Annotated in this window: 14 protein-coding genes and 1 pseudogene; 9 read left to right on the top strand and 6 right to left on the bottom strand. The window is 62.7% G+C overall.

The annotated features are described in order from the left end of the window. The first annotated feature begins 1 nt into the window (after position 1). From ACP7BV_RS22230 to ACP7BV_RS22220, 3 genes are read left to right on the top strand one after another with little or no spacing between them, the layout of a single operon-like run. Positions 2 to 1,342, top strand: coding sequence for a sigma-54-dependent transcriptional regulator (locus ACP7BV_RS22230; protein WP_426106890.1), 1,341 nt, complete (start codon positions 2 to 4; stop codon positions 1,340 to 1,342). Continuing rightward, the gene (locus tag ACP7BV_RS22225; protein WP_426106908.1) at positions 1,342 to 2,694 is read left to right on the top strand and encodes a sensor histidine kinase; all 1,353 of its coding nucleotides are present in this window, start codon (positions 1,342 to 1,344) and stop codon (positions 2,692 to 2,694) included. The genes ACP7BV_RS22230 and ACP7BV_RS22225 overlap by 1 nt, the downstream gene beginning before the upstream one ends. Before the next feature lie 10 nt (positions 2,695 to 2,704). Next, positions 2,705 to 3,475 (top strand): spermidine synthase, encoded by a 771-nt coding sequence (locus ACP7BV_RS22220; protein ID WP_426106888.1) that lies wholly within the window; start codon positions 2,705 to 2,707, stop codon positions 3,473 to 3,475. A gap of 4 nt (positions 3,476 to 3,479) precedes the next feature. Here the strand turns inward: ACP7BV_RS22220 and ACP7BV_RS22215 are convergent, their stop codons facing one another. Beyond that, positions 3,480 to 4,277, bottom strand: a complete 798-nt coding sequence (locus tag ACP7BV_RS22215; RefSeq protein WP_426106887.1) for an energy transducer TonB — start codon at positions 4,275 to 4,277, stop codon at positions 3,480 to 3,482. A gap of 138 nt (positions 4,278 to 4,415) precedes the next feature. Here ACP7BV_RS22215 and ACP7BV_RS22210 point away from each other — a divergent pair, with 138 nt between their 5' ends. From ACP7BV_RS22210 to fosX, 4 genes and pseudogenes are all read left to right on the top strand, one after another. Next, positions 4,416 to 5,231 (top strand): class I SAM-dependent methyltransferase, encoded by an 816-nt coding sequence (locus ACP7BV_RS22210; protein ID WP_426106885.1) that lies wholly within the window; start codon positions 4,416 to 4,418, stop codon positions 5,229 to 5,231. Between the two features lie 116 nt (positions 5,232 to 5,347). Next, positions 5,348 to 6,016 (top strand): annotated as a pseudogene (locus tag ACP7BV_RS22205) (trypsin-like peptidase domain-containing protein); the annotation flags it as partial. A 252-nt stretch (positions 6,017 to 6,268) separates the two neighbouring features. Next, on the top strand, positions 6,269 to 6,898 hold the full coding sequence (locus tag ACP7BV_RS22200; protein WP_426106907.1) for a PDZ domain-containing protein: 630 nt from the start codon (positions 6,269 to 6,271) through the stop codon (positions 6,896 to 6,898). Further along, positions 6,898 to 7,323 carry a FosX/FosE/FosI family fosfomycin resistance hydrolase gene (fosX, locus tag ACP7BV_RS22195; protein WP_426106884.1) on the top strand — a complete coding sequence of 142 codons (426 nt, stop codon included), beginning with the start codon at positions 6,898 to 6,900 and terminating at the stop codon, positions 7,321 to 7,323. Before ACP7BV_RS22200 ends, fosX begins: the two co-directional genes overlap by 1 nt. Before the next feature lie 170 nt (positions 7,324 to 7,493). Here the strand turns inward: fosX and ACP7BV_RS22190 are convergent, their stop codons facing one another. Next, a complete protein-coding gene (locus ACP7BV_RS22190; protein ID WP_426106883.1) occupies positions 7,494 to 7,715 on the bottom strand; it encodes a hypothetical protein in 222 nt (73 codons plus the stop codon). Positions 7,716 to 7,974: 259 nt separating this feature from the next. Continuing rightward, positions 7,975 to 8,337 (bottom strand): hypothetical protein, encoded by a 363-nt coding sequence (locus tag ACP7BV_RS22185; protein WP_426106882.1) that lies wholly within the window; start codon positions 8,335 to 8,337, stop codon positions 7,975 to 7,977. A gap of 645 nt (positions 8,338 to 8,982) precedes the next feature. On the opposite strand from ACP7BV_RS22185, the gene ACP7BV_RS22180 reads away from it, so the two are divergent. Together ACP7BV_RS22180 and ACP7BV_RS22175 are read left to right on the top strand one after the other, a co-directional pair. Beyond that, positions 8,983 to 10,398 (top strand): MBOAT family O-acyltransferase, encoded by a 1,416-nt coding sequence (locus tag ACP7BV_RS22180; RefSeq protein WP_426106880.1) that lies wholly within the window; start codon positions 8,983 to 8,985, stop codon positions 10,396 to 10,398. Beyond that, positions 10,373 to 11,497, top strand: a complete 1,125-nt coding sequence (locus ACP7BV_RS22175; protein ID WP_426106879.1) for a hypothetical protein — start codon at positions 10,373 to 10,375, stop codon at positions 11,495 to 11,497. Before ACP7BV_RS22180 ends, ACP7BV_RS22175 begins: the two co-directional genes overlap by 26 nt. Before the next feature lie 339 nt (positions 11,498 to 11,836). Here ACP7BV_RS22175 and ACP7BV_RS22170 read toward each other — a convergent pair whose 3' ends face one another. The 3 genes from ACP7BV_RS22170 to ACP7BV_RS22160 form a co-directional block, all read right to left on the bottom strand. Further along, positions 11,837 to 13,453 carry a serine hydrolase gene (locus ACP7BV_RS22170; RefSeq protein WP_426106905.1) on the bottom strand — a complete coding sequence of 539 codons (1,617 nt, stop codon included), beginning with the start codon at positions 13,451 to 13,453 and terminating at the stop codon, positions 11,837 to 11,839. Positions 13,454 to 13,466: 13 nt separating this feature from the next. Beyond that, positions 13,467 to 15,329 (bottom strand): M1 family metallopeptidase, encoded by a 1,863-nt coding sequence (locus tag ACP7BV_RS22165; RefSeq protein ID WP_426106877.1) that lies wholly within the window; start codon positions 15,327 to 15,329, stop codon positions 13,467 to 13,469. A 160-nt stretch (positions 15,330 to 15,489) separates the two neighbouring features. After that, positions 15,490 to 18,237, bottom strand: a complete 2,748-nt coding sequence (locus tag ACP7BV_RS22160) for a CehA/McbA family metallohydrolase (RefSeq protein ID WP_426106876.1) — start codon at positions 18,235 to 18,237, stop codon at positions 15,490 to 15,492. Positions 18,238 to 18,333: the final 96 nt, after the last annotated feature.

Below are 18,333 nucleotides of genomic sequence, written 5' to 3'. Positions count from 1 at the left end.
CATGCCCACCGTCCTGATCATCGACGACAACGTCGCCATCACCATCGCCCTTGAAGTGCTGTTCTCGCTGCACGAGATCGACGCCTTGCGCGCCGCCTCGCCCGAAGAAGGCCTGGCCCTGCTCGAACGCAGCAGCGTTGACCTGGTCATCCAAGACATGAACTTCTCGGCCGACACCACCTCCGGCGAAGAAGGCAAGGCACTGTTTCGCGAGATCCGGCGCCGCCACCCGGACCTGCCGGTCATTTTGCTGACCGCCTGGACCCACCTCGACGCGGCAGTAGACTTGATCAAGTCGGGCGCGGCCGACTACCTGTCCAAGCCCTGGAACGACAACCGCCTGATCGCCACCGTCACCAACCTGATCGAGCTGGGCCAGGCCAACCGCGCCTTGCTGCAGCACGCCCAGCGCGAACTGTCCCAGCGGCGCCAGCGGCGCGATCTCGAACAAGGCTTCGACCTGCGCGGCATGGTCTGGCAAGACGCGGCCATGGAGCGCGTGCTGCACCTGGCCTGCCAGGTTGCGCGGGCCGACGTGGCGGTGCTGATCAGCGGCCCGAACGGCACCGGCAAGGAACGCATCGCCGAAATCATCCAGGCCAATTCGGCGGTGCGCGGCGGCCCCTTCGTGGTGCTCAATTGCGGCGCGCTGCCGGCCGAACTGATCGAAGCCGAACTGTTCGGCGCCGAAGCGGGCGCCTACACCGGCGCCTCGCGCGCGCGCGAAGGCAAGTTCGAGGCGGCCGACGGCGGCACCCTGTTCCTCGACGAAATCGGCAACCTGCCGCTGGCCGGGCAAATGAAGCTGCTGCGGGTGCTCGAGACCGGGCGCTTCGAGCGGCTCGGCTCGAACAAGGAGCGCCAGGTCAAGGTGCGCGTAATTAGCGCCACCAATGCCGACCTGGGCGCCATGATCCGCGCCGGCACCTTTCGCGAAGACCTGTTCTACCGCCTTAACGTGATCGAACTGCGCCTGCCGGCGCTGGCCGCGCGCCCTGACGACATTCTGCCGCTGGCGGCCAGTTTTCTCCCCAAGGGCAAGCGCCTCGAGCCGTGCGCGCAGGCGACGCTGCTGGCGCATGCCTGGCCAGGCAATGTGCGCGAACTTAAAAACGTGATGGCGCGCGCTTGCCTGCTGGCCCCCGGAGACGCCATCAAGGCCGCCGATCTGGGCCTGGCGCAGCTGGTGCTGCCGGCCCTTGAGGTGGAACCGGACCGCGACTGCGTGGCGCAGGCACTGGCGCGCGCCAACGGCGTGGTGGCGCAGGCGGCGGCCGAACTTGGCCTGTCGCGCCAGGCGCTGTACCGGCGCATGGAACGCCTGGGCATTGCGCGGCCGTGATGCAAGCCAGGTCGCGCTTTCGCCTGACGCTGGCCACGCGCTGGTCGGCCCTGGTGGGCACGCTGCTGGGCGTGGGCGTCGGCCTCACACTGGCGCTTGACTACCTGCTGCCCGGCCAGCCGCTGCTGGTCGCAAGCGTCTGCATGGCGTGCGTGGTGCCGCTGGCCGTCATCACGATGCGCGCGCAACTGCGGCCTATTTTGTCGCTGTTTCGCGCGCTCGAAGGCACGGTCACCAGCTACCAGGACGGCGACTTTTCGTTCGGCCTGCACTGGCCGCACAACGATGAAGTGGCGGACTTGGTCGACGTCCACAATGCGCTTGGCAACGTGCTGCGCGAGCAGCGCCTGGCGCTGGTGCAGCGCGAACTGCTGCTTGACACGATGGTCCAGAACACGCCGGTGGCCATGCTGCTGGTGGGCGACGCGCCGAGCGCGAATGCCATCGTGTTTGCCAACCTGGCCGCGCGCCAGCTGCTGGGCCAGGGCCGCAAGCTCGAAGGCCATCACCTGGCCGATATTCTGAAGACGGCGGCGCCCGCGCTGGTGGACGCGCTCGCGCGCGGCGGCGACGGTTTGTTTACCGCCGGCGAGCGCGAAGACGAAGAGGTGTACCACCTGGCGCGCCGCACCTTTACGCTCAACGGGCGCAAGCACGAGCTGCTGCTGCTGCGCCAGCTGACCCAGGAATTGCGGCGCCAGGAAGTGCAAACCTGGAAAAAAGTGATCCGCGTGATCAGCCATGAGCTGAACAATTCGCTGGCGCCGCTCACCTCCCTTGCGCACTCGGGTGCGGAACTGGTGCGGCGCGGCCAGACCGCGCGCCTGCCACAAATCCTGGAAACCATCGGGGAACGCACGCGCCACCTCGAAACCTTCATCCTGGGCTACGCGCGCTTTGCCAAGCTGCCCACGCCGCAGGTCGAGGCGTGCGCGCTGGACAGCTTTGTCGGGCGCCTGGCGGCCGAAGTGCGCTTCAAGCTCGTTGGCAGCCTGCCCGCGGACCCGGCCTGGTTCGACCCGGGGCAAATCGAGCAGGCGCTGCTCAACCTGCTCAAGAACGCGCACGAATCGGGTTCTTCGCCGGACCAGGTGGAGCTGCACGTAAAGTCGGGCCAGGGCCTGCTGCGCATTGAAGTACTGGACCGCGGCCAGGGCATGAACGACGCGGTGCTGGCCAACGCGCTGGTGCCCTTCTATTCGACCAAGCGCACTGGCACCGGTCTGGGCCTGGCGCTGGCGCGCGAAATCGCCGAAGCGCACGGCGGGCGCATCACGCTGGGCAACCGCGAAGGCGGCGGGCTGGCGGTGGCGCTGATCCTGCCATTGATGGTGCCGGACGCGGGCCTGTAAAATTGGGGTCATGCTCCCTACCCTACCCGCCAGCCGGTTCGACGCCCCCGGCCACCCTCCCGCCACCACCACCGAATATGAAGGCGTGCGTTCGCTGCACCTTGGCACTTCGTGGGTGCAGGGCGCCATGCGCTTGTCGCGGCCCGACTTTATCGAACTCGAATACGTCCAGATGATGATGATGTGGATGCTGTTCCTGGACACGCCGCGCCATATCGTTCAGCTGGGCCTTGGCAGCGCGGCGCTGACCAAGTTCAGCTATCACCGCTTTCCCCAGGCGCGGGTGACGGTGGCTGAACTCAATCCGAACGTGATCGCCATTTGCCACGCGCTGTTTGGCCTGCCGCCCAACGACGCGCGGCTGGACGTGCGCGAGATGGATGCGATGGCCTTCGTATGCGACCCGGCCAACCACAATACGGTCGACGTGCTGCAGGTTGACCTGTACGACGAACAGGCGCGCGGCCCGGTGCTCGATTCGCCCGAGTTTTACCAGGCCTGCCTCGATTGCCTCACGCCCGACGGCATCATGACAGCCAATGTTTTCGGCGACTTTGGCAACTACGACAAGAACCTGCAGAACATGGAGCTAGTGTTCGATGCGGTGGTATGGCTGCCCGAAGTGCATGACGCGAACATCGTCGTCGTCGCATTCAAAAAGTCGCCGCAGATCGATTTCAGCGTGCTGTACGAGCGCGCCGGCCAGATCAAAAAAAGCATGAACCTGCCGGCCAAGAAATGGGTGACGGGCCTGAAGTCCTGGATGGGCGACCAGCGCTAGAGCGCTAGTTAAGCGTCCAGCTATAGGAAAACGATAGCAGCGACTTTTCGGGCAAGCCGTTGGTGATGGCGGGCGTGAACGCGCATTGCGCCATGCCGTCGAGCGCCGCCCGGTCAAGTTCGGCGGAACCGCTGCTCTTGACGACCTTCTTTTCGCGCACGCTGCCGTCGACGTCGATCAGCAATGTCATGTGGACAGTCCCCTGCTCGCCATTGGCCAACGCGGCCCCCGGATAGGCGAAGCGCGCGCACGGCTTGCGTGACGCTGGCGCGGACGCGGCCGCGGCGCTCGCCAAAGGCGACGAGGCGCTTTTCCAGACGTGGGTGAACACCACCGACGTTTCGATGGGGATCCCGTTCCTGATTTTGGGAGTGAATGTGCACTTGCCGGCGGCGGCGATGGTCGCTTGGTCAAGGTTGGCAAAGCCGCTCGACGCGGTGAGCTTGGCGCCGATCACTTTGCCTTCAAGGCCCACGCGCAGCAGCACCGTGGTGGTGCCGCTCCTGCCCCGGCCAAGGGCGCTGGTGGGAAGGGCCGGGGTGCAAGCGTCGCCCGGCGCGGCAAGCGCGCCCGCCAGCGCGGTCGCGTGCGTGACCGGTTCTGCCATTGCAGCCTGGTCGCCCCGCGTCATGACGGCAAATTCGCCCACCTGCGCGCTTGGTGACATGGCCATGTAAGTAGTGAAGAGCGCGATGCCGTTGACTGACCCGCCCTTGTCCAGCATGGCGGGAGGGGCCGCTGCAAAGGCAGGCAAAGCGGCGCACAGCAGGAGAGCGAACGGAAAACGGAAAGTCAAAGGCATGGCTGTTGGCGTAAACACGCCCATCACGAGAGACGGCAAGTGTAACCCGCGTGCTGGCCTGTGCCGATGCGAATCCACTTGACCGTGCGGCGCGCATACCGGATTATCGTCACAGTTCATCAACGGAGGCACACACACATGAAACGAATGATCCTGGCCGCCATGCTGGCCACAAGCCTGGCAGGCGCGGTACATGCCAAGGGCGCAGACGGCGCCGACGACGCCCTCAAGGCGGCGATCGCCAGCAAGGACCGCACGCCGGCCAACATGATGCGCGACGGCGCGCGCCATCCCTACGAAACGCTGACCTTCTTTGGCATCAAGCCGACCATGACGGTGGTCGAGCTGAGCCCTGGCGGCGGCTGGTACACCGAAATCCTCGCCCCCTACCTTCGCGATCACGGCAAACTCATTGCAGCGGGCGAATCGCCCACGTCAACTGACGACGGCGCCAAGCGCGCAGCGGCCAGGCTGACAGAAAAATTCAGCGCCAACCCGGCCATGTACGGCAAGGTGCAGCGCGGCGTGTTTGAAGTGCCCACCACCTACAACTTTGCCGCGCCGGGCAGCGTCGACCTGGTCGTCACGTTCCGCAACATCCATAACTGGACTGGCGAAGGTGACGCCAAGGTCAAGCAAATCTTCAAGAGCGTGCACACGGCACTCAAGCCGGGTGGCGTGTTCGGCGTGGTCGACCATCGCGCGCCCGCCGGCAAGCCGGTCAAGCCAGACAGCGGCTACCTGCACGAGGCGCAAGTGATCAAGATGATCGAGGCGGCCGGCTTCAAGCTGGTGGCCAAGTCCGAGATCAACGCCAACCCGAAAGACACGGCCGACCATAACAAGGGCGTGTGGTCGCTGCCGCCAGTACTGGCCAACAAAGACGTCGACCGCGACAAATACCTCGCCATCGGCGAGAGCGACCGCATGACGCTCAAGTTCGTGAAAAAGTAAGCACTCCAGGCCCCGCAAGGGGCCTTTTTTTATGCGCCGGCGCCTCTGCAAGTTGCGCGCAGCGTGTATATTTGCGCTACCGCCCGCGCCTGCGGGTATCCTCCTGAAAATCGAACATGACAACTCTGCGTATCGTCGCCGTGCTTTCACTTGCTGCGTGCAGCTTTTTGACCGGCAGCCAGGCCGCGGCCCAAGAAGCAGTCAAGGAAAGCGCGGTCCCGGCACCGGCGCCGGCCATTCCTGCCAACCTCGAAAACTCGGTCGTGAAGGTCTTCTCGACGCTGCGCCGCCCCGATCCGTTCAAACCATGGAGCAAGGCGTCGCCGGCCGACGTGACCGGATCCGGGGTCGTCATAGAAGGGCGCCGCATCCTCACCAACGCGCACGTGGTCGGCTACGCGAGCCAGGTGCAGGTGCAGGCCAACGAAGCGGGCGACAAAGTCTCGGCCACGGTGGTGGCGGTGGCGCGCGACATGGACCTGGCGCTGCTCAAGCTGGACGACGACACCTTCTTCAACAGCCATGCACCGGTGGCGCGCGCCAGCGTGCTGCCCAATGTGCGCGACCAGGTTTTTGCGTATGGCTACCCGACCGGCGGCACCTCGCTCTCGATCACCAAGGGCATTGTCTCGCGCATCGAATTTGTCAACTACAGCATGGACACGGCGGGGCTACGGATCCAGATCGACGCCGCCATCAATTCGGGCAACAGCGGCGGGCCGGCGATTGCCGGCGACAAGATGGTGGGCCTGGCATTTGGCGCGGCGACCAATGCGCAAAACATCGGCTACATCATTCCCAACGAAGAAGTGGAGCTGTTCCTGCGCGACGTGGCCGACGGGCGCTACGACGGCAAGCCGGCGCTGCTAGACGAAACGCAGACGCTGGAAAACCCGGTGCTGCGCACCTTCCTGAAACTCGACAAGTCGGTCACCGGCGCCGTGGTGCAAAGCCCCGGCCAGGATGACCCGGCCTATCCGCTCAAGGAGTGGGACGTCATCACCCGCATCGGCAACTCGGCCATCGACAACCAGTCGATGGTCAACCTGGGCACCAACCTGCGGGTGCGCTTCCAGTACCGCGTGCAGCAGCTGGCCAAGAACGGCAAGGTGCCGCTGACGATCATCCGCGATGGCAAGCCGATGGACGTGCAGGTGCCGGTATTGACCGGGCGCCAGCTCTTGATCCCGGACCTGAACGGCGGCTATCCGTCGTACTTTATCTATGGCCCGATCGTGTTTTCGCGCGCCACGTCGGACTTCCTCAATTTCATGACGGGCAATGCGAATGCGCTCAATGCCTACGGCTGGGTGGCCAGTCCCCTCGTCACGCGCCGCGGCGACCAGCCGACCAAAGAGCGCGAAGAGCTGGTCGTGGTCAGTTCGCCGTTTTTCCCGCACAAGCTGGTGACCGGCTACAGCAACCGATTCGGCTCGGTGATCTACTCGGTCAACAAGGTGCCGGTACGCAGCCTGGCGCACCTGGTGACGCTGCTGCGCGACGCCAAGGATGAACTGCTGGTGATCCACTTCGACCAGCGCGGCGGCGAGAACATGGTCGTGCGGCGCAAGGACATGCAGGAGGCGACCGACGGCGTGTTGTCCGATAACGGCATCCGCCTGCAGGGGACGAAAGACATGATGGCTATCTGGGACAAAAAGAAGTAATGCCGATCCGGGGCCTGAGCCACGTCACGCTGATCGTCAGTGACGTGGAGCGCGCTGCGCGGTTGTGGCGTGACGCGCTGGGCGCTACCGAAGTCTACGACAGCGGCAAGCAACCATATTCGCTGTCGGAAGAAAAATTCTTCGTGCTGGGCGACGTGTGGGTGGCGCTGATGAAAGGGGAACCCGTGGCGCGTTCGTACCGGCACGTGGCGTTTGCGGCCGACGCCGGCGACATGGTGGAGTATGAACGCAAGCTGCGCGCGCTGGATGTGGAGATCCGCCCTGCCCGGGCACGTGTGAAAGGCGAAGGGATTTCGCTGTACTTCTATGATTACGATGACAATTTGCTTGAGCTGCACAGCGGGACGCTGCAGGAGCGGCTGGCGCAGTACGGGAACCAGCAATTCACTTCGGGTGACGGGTGACTAAAAACTAAAGGCCCACGAAAATTATTTTTCTGAGTGACTGCAGTCGCCCCGAAGCGTGCGTTCGGCATGAACAACAAAATCCGAATTCTAACGGGGACTGAACGGCTTGCAACTCGCAAAAAATTGTGAAGTGCCGCAGCATCCGGTCAAGCAGACTCGCGTCTAAGTCAGCGGGCTAAGCTACAGATTTCGATCACAACGACTCTGGCGAGGCGATAGCTACCGCGCACCCAATAACCTTTGGCTCCAATTTTTAGTTTTTTTGCATGAAAATCTCGGCTTGCCGGGTCGAACACCCACATATTTGCCTTTCCATTCTTAGGCAATATGCCGGGTGTTGTGTCCATCATCACGCGACCATCCTCATCGAGGATTTCTGGCCAAATCATGTGGATACCCTCAACAGTAGGACTCTCCCCGTCGTACAGGAAGTCAACACGCATTCCTTGCCCCGGCTTCGACAATCTCAGCTCGTCACATGGATCCAGCGTATACGCAACAATGAAATCTGGGGCGCGACATAGCCGATTTCCGAAGGGCTCATGTTTGATCATATTGGAATGGCAACTCTGATTTATTTTCCATGCACTCACTTGTGCTCGGCTGAGTGGCCGGTTCTGGCCGACCTTGGCCTGACGCTACGCACTTCTAAGTTGGGTCGAGGTCCGTGGGAAACTTGCTCGCTTCCAGCCATTCCACTTCGTCCAACCCCTCGATTTTCTCGCGGCGATGCCATGCCCGGTTCAGATGCGAAAAAACATGCCCGAGATCGATACGTAGATTTACCTCATCAAAGTTGGCATCGCTGTTCATGTTAGCGATTATTGAAGTCAGGTGTTCCTGCGCATCTTCAAGCTCGTACATGAGTGCCGACTGTTGCGGCCCATGAATGCCATTTTGTGACCGCAGTTCGGACAGTTGTGAGCGAGCTCTGACTCCGCCAGATGCGCGCTGCCCGTTGCCGAGTTGCTTGTCGCCGGCCACTTGAAAGAGATTTGGCAGTCGAAGCATGCAAAGTTGTGGAGGAACTGCGTCATTAAATGCCTAACGTGTTATCGATCGTAAAACGAAGGGTTACCCGAGGTCATATCTCATAAAGTTCCCTCCTTGAGCGAATCCTCCGCAGCTCTCCGCCGCCAATGACCTGGCCGACTGCTGCCGATTGTACTCGACGTTGCAAGATAGCCTTGCACCTTGGCCGCCGCCGCAAAGCGGACCTATCCAATAGTGAATATGGCGGCAAATCGCCCGTCCGCCAACAGGAAAATAGGATTTTCTTCTCTGGCCGGCCAGTGCGACAACGACTGGAGATGAAGCAGAAAACCAGCCAAATCCTTTGGATTCGTCTCGAGTGGCTTCCATGGCAGTCGCTGCGCCCGTCGCGCCCCTGCATCCATCATGTCCTCTGCTGTCAGCTCGCGACCTGCACCAGTAGACGGTCACTGAGTTCATAGTACCCGTCAATCGACCAAAGGACTGGTTACTTGGTGACTGGCCAAGGACGCCACACCGGCCCAGATCGACATGCAGTACGAGGAACACTAGCGCCGAAAATGCCAGGAAAACAACACTTTTTCTGATGTGCTTACAAAGATTTATTAAAGAGCTACTATTTGTGACGATCCGGGATTGCCTAAATAACGGAGGGCGTCACCCATGGTGTTCAACTCGCTTACCTTCGTGGTCTTCCTGGCCATCGTGCTCGCGCTGCACGCGCTGCCGCTGGGCTGGACCACCCGCAAGATCAATCTGCTCATTGCCAGCTATCTGTTCTACGCGGCGTGGAATCCGCCCTTCGTGGTGCTGCTGTGGATCTCCACCATCGTCGACTGGTACGCGGCCCACAAGCTCGTGCATGCCGCGCGGCCCGCAGCGCGGCGCGCGTGGATGCTGCTGTCGGTGGTCGTCAACCTGGGCATGCTGTTCTACTTCAAGTACGGCCACTTTCTGATGGACAATTTCGTCGCCGTCATGGGAACGGTGGGCGTCACTTACCAGGCGCCGGCTTTCGACATCGTGCTCCCAGTCGGCATTTCCTTCTACACCTTCGCCACGCTCTCTTACACGCTCGACGTCTACCTGCGGCGTGCGGCGCCGGCCCAGAGCTTCCTCGACTACGCGCTGTTCGTCACCTTCTTTCCGCACCTGGTGGCCGGGCCCATCATGCGGCCGACCGAGCTGGTGCCGCAATTTGCCGAACCGCGCCGAGCGACCCGCGCCATGCTCGGTTTCGGGCTGGCCTTGATGACAATCGGCATGTTCGAAAAAGTCGTGCTGGCCGACAGCTTCCTCGGGCCGGCCGCCGAGCGTCTGTTCGAGGCCAAGGCGCCGCCCGGCATGCTCGACGCCTGGATGGGCACGCTCGCCTTTTCCGGCCAGATCTTTTGCGACTTCGCCGGCTACTCCACTACCGCCATCGGTGTGGCCATGTGCCTGGGCTTTGCAATGCCGGACAATTTCCGCTTCCCCTACGCGGCCGTGGGCTTCTCGGACTTTTGGCGGCGCTGGCATATCACGCTCTCATCATGGCTGCGTGACTATCTCTACATTCCGCTGGGCGGCAGCCGCCATGGCGAAGCGCGCACGTATCTGGCGCTGATGGCCACGATGCTGCTCGGTGGCCTTTGGCATGGCGCGAGCTGGACCTTTGTGGCCTGGGGCGGCCTGCACGGCCTCTACCTGGGCGCCGAACGCTTCCTGCGCGGGCGCTTCGGCAGTTGGCGACCAGGCCCGGCGGCCCTGTTCGCCCTGGCGCTGCTGACCTACGCGCTGGTGAACGTGACCTGGGTGTTTTTCCGCGCCCACACCTTCGGCGGCGCGTGGACCATCCTGAACGGCATGGCGGGCATGAACGACAAGGCCGGCCCGCTGCTACCGACGGCGCAGCTGGTGACCACGGGCGCGATTGTCGGTTCGATCTTTCTCGTGCACTGGGCCATGCGCGGCACGACGCTGGAAAATGTCCTGACGCGCGTGCCGGCGCCCATCATCGCACTGGGCTGGGGCCTGATGGCCTTTGCCATCATCATCGCGCAAGGAGCAGGCAATGCCTTCATCTACTTTCAGTTCTGACCGCCCCGGTCTCGTGATCCGCCAGACCGCTTCCGACCGGCCTGGCGTGGCCCAGCCGGTGGCGGAGCGCGACGTGCCGGCTCGGCCTTGGCTGCCGCTGTGCGCCTGCGCCTTCGCGTTCATGGCGGGCCTGGTGTGCCTATGGGAAGCGCAGTGGCGCAATTACGGGGCATTGACAGGCTACTATGCCAATGACGACAGCCAGTGGGCCGCCCAGCGGCGCCGCATCAATCAGGGCGAGGGCGGGGGCACAGTGCTGATCGGTTCCTCGCGCGTGCTGTTCGACGTGCAGCTCGACGTGTGGCAGCAGAGCACGGGCGTGCGCCCGATCCAGCTCGCGCTCGAAGGCACAAGCAGCGTGCTCGCGCTCGAAGACCTGGCCGCCGACCCCGATTTCACGGGCCGGCTTTTGGTGGGCGTGGCGCCGGACCTGTTTTTTTCCGGCTTTGGCTATCGCACCGCGGCCATCAGGAGCTACCACAAGGAGGGACCGTCGCGGCGCATCGGTCACTGGCTCAGCCAGCGCCTGGTCGAGCCGTATTTCGCTTTTTACGACCAGGACTTCGCGCTTGACAAAGTCGTTGCCCGTCTCGACTGGCCGCAGCGGCCCGGAATGAAAGGCCCGCGGCCCGTGCGCAAGCTGTCCGTGATGGAAGCGGACCGCAATACCCATTTGTGGCCCAAGGTCGTCGACGATCCGGCATACCGGGCAATGGCGCAGTCGATCTGGGCCTCGCGCGTGAATGGTCCACCCCCGCCAATAATCGACACGCCCGCCAAGGCGGCGGCGCTGGGCGAAAAGCAGATTGCGCGCGCCGTAGCGGCCGTCAAAACCTTGCGCGCGCACGGCGTGCGTATCGTTTTTGTGCGCCCACCATCGGGCGGCGATTACTACGCCTTCGAACAGCGTGCTTTTCCGCGCGACCGTACCTGGGACGAGCTCTTGCGCCGCACAGGCATGCCCGGAATTCATTTTGAGGATTATCCGCAGTTGCAGGAAACCGACATTCCCGAGTGGTCGCACCTGTCGCATGCGGCGGCCAAACGCTATACGGCGGCGTTGGCGCCGCTGGTGACAAAGGCTTGGGACGGGCAGTAGAGACCGGAGCCAATGGTGTCACGGGTGGGTGGGTGAGGTAGAAAATACTGTTGGCGTCGATTCATGCTGTTTCCAAAGCTACTTGTCCGCTCTCGGCTCCTCCACAAACGTCATCGGACTAATTCGATCAAGAAACTCACGTAGCGCTGCGGTGAGATGCCCTACTGTGAGCTGCTAAATAGCCAGCATGCATCCAAGAAGAAAAATAGACGGGATTCCTGTGCCCTATTTTGCACGTTGGCTTATCGCGCTAATTCCGGTGGAAAAGCGAGGGGAAGAATCACCCCCACCGTGGCCAAAAGCGCAAAAAAGCGCCGCAGGCCACGCTTCCCCACTGCGTTACGGCGCCTTCCTGACCGGCGTAAACGTCAGATCGGCAAAGTCAAAACTGAAGTCGATCTCCGACGACACCGGCGCCATCTTCATGCGCTCGATGCTGCCATCCGGGTTCAGCGAGAACGACACATACGCATCGGCATTAAAGTGCCGGTCCTTCCAGCGCACGATGAACGTATCGTGCTGGAAGTGCTCCAGCTCCCCGGTCAGGTCAGGCGTCTTTGTAAAGTTCATCACACGCTTGTTACCGACGTGTTTGATAGACACCTTGCCGTACCACTGGTCTTCATACTCGCCGTCATACGACGCCAGCGGCAGCGAGGGCGACGACTTCGCCGCGCGCGTGGTCGTGGCCTTGGCCTGCGCCGCCTTGTCCTTGGCGCGCGCCTCGTCTTCCACTTCGTCGATCAGCTTGATCCAGTCGCTGGGCGCTGCGCCAAGGTAGTGATCCAATATCCGGTACTGCAGCGACGTCATCGCGCCGCCGCTTTCGGCGTTGGTCAGGATCGCGATGCCCAGCTTTTCTTCCGGGACCATCAACACCCGCGAATAAAAGCCCAGCAGCGCGCCGCCATGCAGGGCCACCTTGCGGCCCTTGTAGTCGCGCAGCTGCACGCCCAGCCCATAGCTGAAGAAGTTCGGCCTGGTGGCGGCCAGCTTGGAGTTGCCCTCGCCAATCTTGATCGGCGTGTGCGGCGTGAAGATTTCGTTGCCCTGCTTGGCGCTGAACAGGCGCAGCTCCTTGCCCGCCGCATCCTTGCCGAGCGCGCCATTGTTGAGCATGACCGTCATCCAGCGCGCGATGTCCTCGGCGTTGGTGTTGATGCCCACCGCGCCAACGGCGTTGTCGGCCGGGACGGCCTTGACCACCGAAATCTTCCCGTTAATCTTGCTGTGCGAATGCGCGACGTTCGGGTTGCCCGCGTTCTCGGCCAGGCTGGTGGTGGTGCTGGTCATGCCGACCGGCGCGAGGATGCGCTCGCGCACCGCTTCGCCCCAGGTCTTGCCGGCCTTTTGCGCGATGATCTTGCCGGCGACGATGTACAGCAAATTGTCGTACGCGTAGGCGCTGCGAAAGCTGGTGGCCGGCTTAATGTAGCGCAGCTTGTGGATGATTTCGTCGGTCGTAAATTGCGTGGTCGGCCACCACAGCAGGTCGCCCGCGCCAAGACCGAGGCCGCTGCGGTGCACCAGCAAATCGCGCACCGTCATTTCATGCGTGACGTAGCCGTCGTACATCTGAAAATCCGGCAGGTGCTTGGTCACCGGATCGTCCCAGGCCAGCTTGCCTTCGTCAACCAGCATGGCCAGCGCGGCGGCCGTGAATAGCTTGGAATTGGACGCCACTTCAAACAGCGTCTTGCCGTCTACCGGCGCGCTCACGCCAAGCGTGCGCACGCCAAAGCCGCGCGCGGCGATGACCTTGCCGTCCTTGACGATGGCGATCGCCATGCCGGGCACGTCGAAGGTTTTCATGGAGCGGGCGACGTCAGCGTCGAGGTCGTACGCGGCGGCAGGTGCGGCTACTTGCCCCACTATTGGTGCCACTGTAGCAGCCGGCTCGGCTGCTACGGTAGCGACGCTAAAGGCGAGCAGGATCGCTGCTGCAATGCGGTTCATGGAATGCACGGTCTTATCCTTGTTTGGCCATTTGTTTATCGACGTTTTTCTGCGTGAGCGGGTGGTAGCGCTCGCGCGCTTTCTTGTACACGTCCTCGGCCCAGGCCTTGTCTTCCGGCTTGGCGCGCAGCGCGGTGTAGAGCGGAACGACGAATTTCTGGCGGCCCACGCTCATCAAAAAGGCATTGAGGGGCGAACGAATGTCGCGGTAACCGGCATGAATGGCAGCGCGGTAAAAGCGGAACGCCACTTCATTGTTGCCCGTCTTGCCAAGCCCAAAAGCCTGGTCCAGATCCTTCAACTGGGCGACGGTCGCCTTGTTGTCGATATCGTTCAGGAACTTCATCCACTCGATCGCCTTCCAATTTTTGGTATCGAGCTTGGCGGTCGGCAGTTCTCCCTTAAGCCATGCGGCGCGGGCCGTGTCGAGCGCGGCCAGGCGGCGCGAGTTTTCGCGCCGGGCGCTGGCCGGAATGCCCGGCGCGTACAGCCACTCTTCGAGTTCCGCCTCGCTCATCACCTTGGGATACTTGGTCAGCAGGTTCTTGCGCAGATAGTCGACAAACTGCTCGGTCGTCACGCTCTGGAACGCATGCTGGTCGAACCAGCCGCGCAAAAACGGATCGAACACCGCGCGCCCGGCGCGCTGCTCGAGCGTGCGCAGCAGCCAGGCGCCTTTCGGATAGACCAGGCCTTCGTCGGCATACGCGGTCGACGAGGTATCGGCATCACGCGTGATCAAGGCCTGCTTGGTGGCCGGCACGATGGCGGCCAATGACGCGAGCGCCTCTTCCTGTTCGACCTGCAGGTTCATGGCAGCCACATCCGGCCCGTACAGCGACTCCAGGATGCGCGTGGTGACGTAGGTGGTAAAGCCTTCGTTGAGCCAGAAATGCTTCCACGAGGCGTTGGTCACCAGGTTGCCGGACCAGCTGTGCGCCAGTTCGTGCGCGATCAGGTCAACCAGGCTGCGGTCGCCCGCGATCATGGTGGGCGTGAGAAAAGTCAGGCGCGGGTTTTCCATGCCGCCGATGGGGAACGACGGCGGCAGCACCAGCATGTCGTAGCGCCCCCAGCGATACGGGCCGTACAGCGACTCCGCGGCGGCGATCATTTTTTCGGTGTCGGCAAATTCGTAGGCCGCAGCCTTGATGCGCTTCGGTTCCGCATACACGCCGGTGCGCGGACCGAGCTTGCGCACATCAAGTTCACCAATGCCGATCGCCAGCAGGTAGGACGGAATTGCCTGCGGCATCTTGAAGCGCCAGCCACCCTTGCCGGTCGCCTTGGGATCGTTATCGGCGCTCATCACCACGCGCAAACCTTGCGGCGCATCGATCCGGGCGCTGTAGGTAAAGCGCACCGCCGGCGTATCTTGCACCGGCACCCACGAGCGGGCGTCGATTGATTCGGACTGGCTGAACATGAAAGGACGCTTGCCCGACATAGTCTGCACGGGATTAAGCCACTGCAGTGCGCTCGCGGTGGGCGCGGTGCGGTAATGGATGCGGACCTTGGCCGGCTGGCCTTTCAGGTCGATGTGCAGCGCCTGGCCTTTTTCGGCGTCGAGCTTGTCGAGCGTGTACGTCACGCTGCGCCATGCGCCGTTCGGGCCCTGCGCTTCGATCTTGCTGATCGCCAGCTCGCGCGTGTCCAGGTCGAGCGTGGTGGCCGCTTTGTCGATCCAGGCCAGCGACAGCTCGGCGTAGCCGGCCAGCGTGCGGGTGCCGAAATCGGCCTTCAGGTCCATGTGGAGATCGGTGGTCTTGACCTGGTCGTAGCGGGCGTAGCTGAGCGGGTCGAGCGCAAACGCCAGCGCGCTCCACTGGGTAATCACGACGCACGCTGCGGCGCGCAGGTAGCTTGATTTTTTCATCTTGTCTCCGTTTTTGTCTGCATCTAAGGGCGCTGGCAGAATATCACGCTGTGAACGCCAGCGATAGCACCGCCGGGCGCGTATGTACGTCCATACATACAACACTGCAGACGTAAAAAAACCCACCGCACGCGGTGGGTTTTCACGGAAAACCGCGCGCTTACTGGGTGCTCAAGGTCACGTCGTCCAGCACGAACGAGGTGGCCACGGTCGAGCCTTCAACGCCTTCGAAATACACGCGCACGGTCTGGCCCTTGTAGGCCGACAGGTCGAAACTCTTTTCGACAAAGGTCGCGCCCTTGTTCAGGTTTGAATACGTCGCCAGCGTGGCCAGGACCGCCCCGCTGCTGCTGCGCACCTGGACCTTGAGGGTGTCGAACGCACCCGTGGTGGTGGTCTCGGCGGAGACCACTTTCAGCCAGAACTTGAGCGTGGCGCTGGTGGCCGCCGCCGGAATGGCGACCTGCTGGTAGACGCTGTCGGTGTGCGCCGCGCCATAGCCATTGAGCCAGGCTTTCCAGCTGCCGCCGTGGGCCGCCTGGCCGGCGTCGGTGGTGATCACGCCAGTCGACGCGGTCCACGATGCCGCGCCCGATTCAAAGCCCGGGTTGACGATGCGCTGGACGGCCGCCACGTTCGATACCGTGAAGTTCACCGGCGCCGACAGCGTGCTGTTGTTGGCGGCGTCGTACGCCCTGGCGGTCAGCGCGTGGCTGGCGTTCGACAGGGTGAGCGAGTCGAGCGTCAACGCATACGGCGCGGTGCTGTCCGTACCCTTCAGGACGTTGTCGACATAGAACTCAACTGTGCTGACGCCCACATTGTCGCTGGCGCTGGCCGACAGCGTGATGGCGCCGCTGGAGCCGCTTTCGGCGGCCGTTACCGCTGGCGGCGTGCTGTCCACGGTCGAATTGTTGACACTGAACGCGACCGCTGTCGAGACGCCCACATTGCCGGCGGCATCGTAGGCGCGTGCCACCAAGCTGTGGCTGCCGTTCGCCAGCGTGGTCGAATTGATGCTGGCCGAATACGGCGCCACGTTGCTGCTCGCCTTTAGGACATTGTCCACATAAAACTCGACCATGGTCACGCCCACATTGTCGCTGGCGTTGGCGGAAACAACAATGGTGCCGCTGGTGCCGGACTCGGCAGCCGAGACGGTAGGCTGCACGCTGTCGCCCGCGCCACCCTGAGTGACCCAAACCGGCGCCGACCACAGGATCTTGCCGTCCGACTGGGTGACCTTGGCGTAGTAATAGTGTTCGCCATTGGCCGGGGTGATGGTGGTGCTTGCCGTGCTCGACACTTCGGTCGGCGTACCATTGCGGCCCGGCACGCCCTCGATGATGGAGACCGTCGACACGGTCTGGCCGGCGGTATTGGCATAGTTGGCCACTAGGTTCAGCGCGCCGCTGTTGGCAAAGCGCTCGCCCATGACGTGGCCGTTGGCGGTGAGCACCAGTTGCGAATTCTTGTCCATCGAGGCGAACACGCGGCGCGCCTTGACGGCGGCGACAAAGCTATCCTGGGTCAGCGGGGTGCCGGTGGGAATCAGGATACCAGTGCGGTTGGTGTACGACGCACCCCAGTTGGCGCAGTGATTGTCCTGGTTGGTCGAAAACGCAACGTGAAAGCCCGATTCGAGCGCCTTTTGGCAGGCAGCTTCAAAATTGCTGCGGCCGGTTTCCGTTTCGGTGGTATTGACCGAGAACGCCGACGTATTGAGCACTTCGCACAGCGCCATGGCCTGGTCGCCATCGGCGGAATAGCCGAGCGGCACGCCGCCCACGAGGAACTGGCCGCTGGTTGACGGATGGTTGAACTGGCCGACATAGCCGCGCTGGCGCATCATTGTATACAGGCCGGCGTAGTCGGTCTTTTCGGTCAGGATGTCGGCAATCAGCTGGCCGCTGCTGTTGTATTCCCAGCCCAGCAAATCGCTCGAATTGAAGATATTCAGGTGGCCGCCGTTGTTGATCACGCCCCATTCCATACCGTACACGGCCAGAAAGTTGGGGTTGGCGGCATTGAAGTCCGCCGCCGCCGTCAGGCCCGACTGGTAGAGCGCCTTGGCGGTGGCCGGGTTGGCGGAGGTATTGGTGCCGGACGAACCATCGAACATGTGGTTGTGCTCGGACGTCATCAACATGTCCAGACCGCGGCCCTTGGCGTAGGCAAACGCGTCGCTCGGGCCGAACGGGGCCGACAGCGGCGCTTGCGAACCGGAACAGGAGCCGACAGGGCCGCCGCCATCGCTGTGGTTGGTCTGACTGTGCAGGTTGGCAAGATACACGGTGTACGGCAACGAACCGGTGGCCGGAGCCATCGTCTGGACCGACAACTGGTCTTGCGTCTTGGCGGCGGTGCGCGCCGGCTTGCTGGTGTTCAAAGCCTGAAAGGCGGGCATGGCCGGGGCAGCGGTCTTGCCGACCGACAGTTCCCAGGTTTGCTCGATGACGTCGGCGCCACCGGCAGCCAGCGCGGCATCGATGCCTGCGGCCGACTTGTCGGCCTTGCCGGCAAGCGGCGCGTCGTTGGCTACGGCTTGCATGCGGACCTGATAGGTACCGTCCGGGTTGCTGATCGGGTCGGCACGGCCATTCCATTTGACATCGACCTTGACGGCATTCTTGAACAGGCGCTGCACGCCATTCCAGCGCTGCACCACGTGGCCGTTGGGGCCGACCAGCTCGACGCGCCAGCTGATGTCTTGCGCGGTGGTGACGTACGGATAGTCGAATTCCAGCGTGAAGGCGCGCGCTTCGTTCTGCGCGGCAGCTTTGTAAGGCACATGCAAGGTTGCTTCAAATTCACGGTGATCGAGTTCGGATGCGAATGCGGCGTTTCCGGCCGTCAGTGCAAGAAAAATGGCAAGGTGAGGCAAGAGCTTTTTGGTGTTCTGACGCATTGAATTTCCTCGAGGACGTTTATGAAACAACACTGTTATTGTCCCAACTATGCATGACGGGAATATGACCTACAAATTCGATTAAGCTTTCTTATT

Origin of the sequence: Massilia sp. TSP1-1-2 (genome assembly GCF_049896185.1) — a bacterium.
Lineage (GTDB): Bacteria > Pseudomonadota > Gammaproteobacteria > Burkholderiales > Burkholderiaceae_D > Telluria_A.
The sequence above is the reverse complement of the archived record's forward strand: the minus strand, read 5'-3'. Positions and strand labels throughout refer to the sequence as shown.

Coding starts and splice junctions, on each gene's coding strand:
- ACP7BV_RS22230 (WP_426106890.1), top strand. CDS start 2: ATGCCCACCGTCCTGATCATCGACGACAACGTCGCCATCACCATCGCC.
- ACP7BV_RS22225 (WP_426106908.1), top strand. CDS start 1,342: ATGCAAGCCAGGTCGCGCTTTCGCCTGACGCTGGCCACGCGCTGGTCG.
- ACP7BV_RS22220 (WP_426106888.1), top strand. CDS start 2,705: ATGCTCCCTACCCTACCCGCCAGCCGGTTCGACGCCCCCGGCCACCCT.
- ACP7BV_RS22215 (WP_426106887.1), bottom strand. CDS start 4,277: ATGCCTTTGACTTTCCGTTTTCCGTTCGCTCTCCTGCTGTGCGCCGCT.
- ACP7BV_RS22210 (WP_426106885.1), top strand. CDS start 4,416: ATGAAACGAATGATCCTGGCCGCCATGCTGGCCACAAGCCTGGCAGGC.
- ACP7BV_RS22200 (WP_426106907.1), top strand. CDS start 6,269: ATGGTCAACCTGGGCACCAACCTGCGGGTGCGCTTCCAGTACCGCGTG.
- fosX (WP_426106884.1), top strand. CDS start 6,898: ATGCCGATCCGGGGCCTGAGCCACGTCACGCTGATCGTCAGTGACGTG.
- ACP7BV_RS22190 (WP_426106883.1), bottom strand. CDS start 7,715: ATGATTTGGCCAGAAATCCTCGATGAGGATGGTCGCGTGATGATGGAC.
- ACP7BV_RS22185 (WP_426106882.1), bottom strand. CDS start 8,337: ATGCTTCGACTGCCAAATCTCTTTCAAGTGGCCGGCGACAAGCAACTC.
- ACP7BV_RS22180 (WP_426106880.1), top strand. CDS start 8,983: ATGGTGTTCAACTCGCTTACCTTCGTGGTCTTCCTGGCCATCGTGCTC.
- ACP7BV_RS22175 (WP_426106879.1), top strand. CDS start 10,373: ATGCCTTCATCTACTTTCAGTTCTGACCGCCCCGGTCTCGTGATCCGC.
- ACP7BV_RS22170 (WP_426106905.1), bottom strand. CDS start 13,453: ATGAACCGCATTGCAGCAGCGATCCTGCTCGCCTTTAGCGTCGCTACC.
- ACP7BV_RS22165 (WP_426106877.1), bottom strand. CDS start 15,329: ATGAAAAAATCAAGCTACCTGCGCGCCGCAGCGTGCGTCGTGATTACC.
- ACP7BV_RS22160 (WP_426106876.1), bottom strand. CDS start 18,237: ATGCGTCAGAACACCAAAAAGCTCTTGCCTCACCTTGCCATTTTTCTT.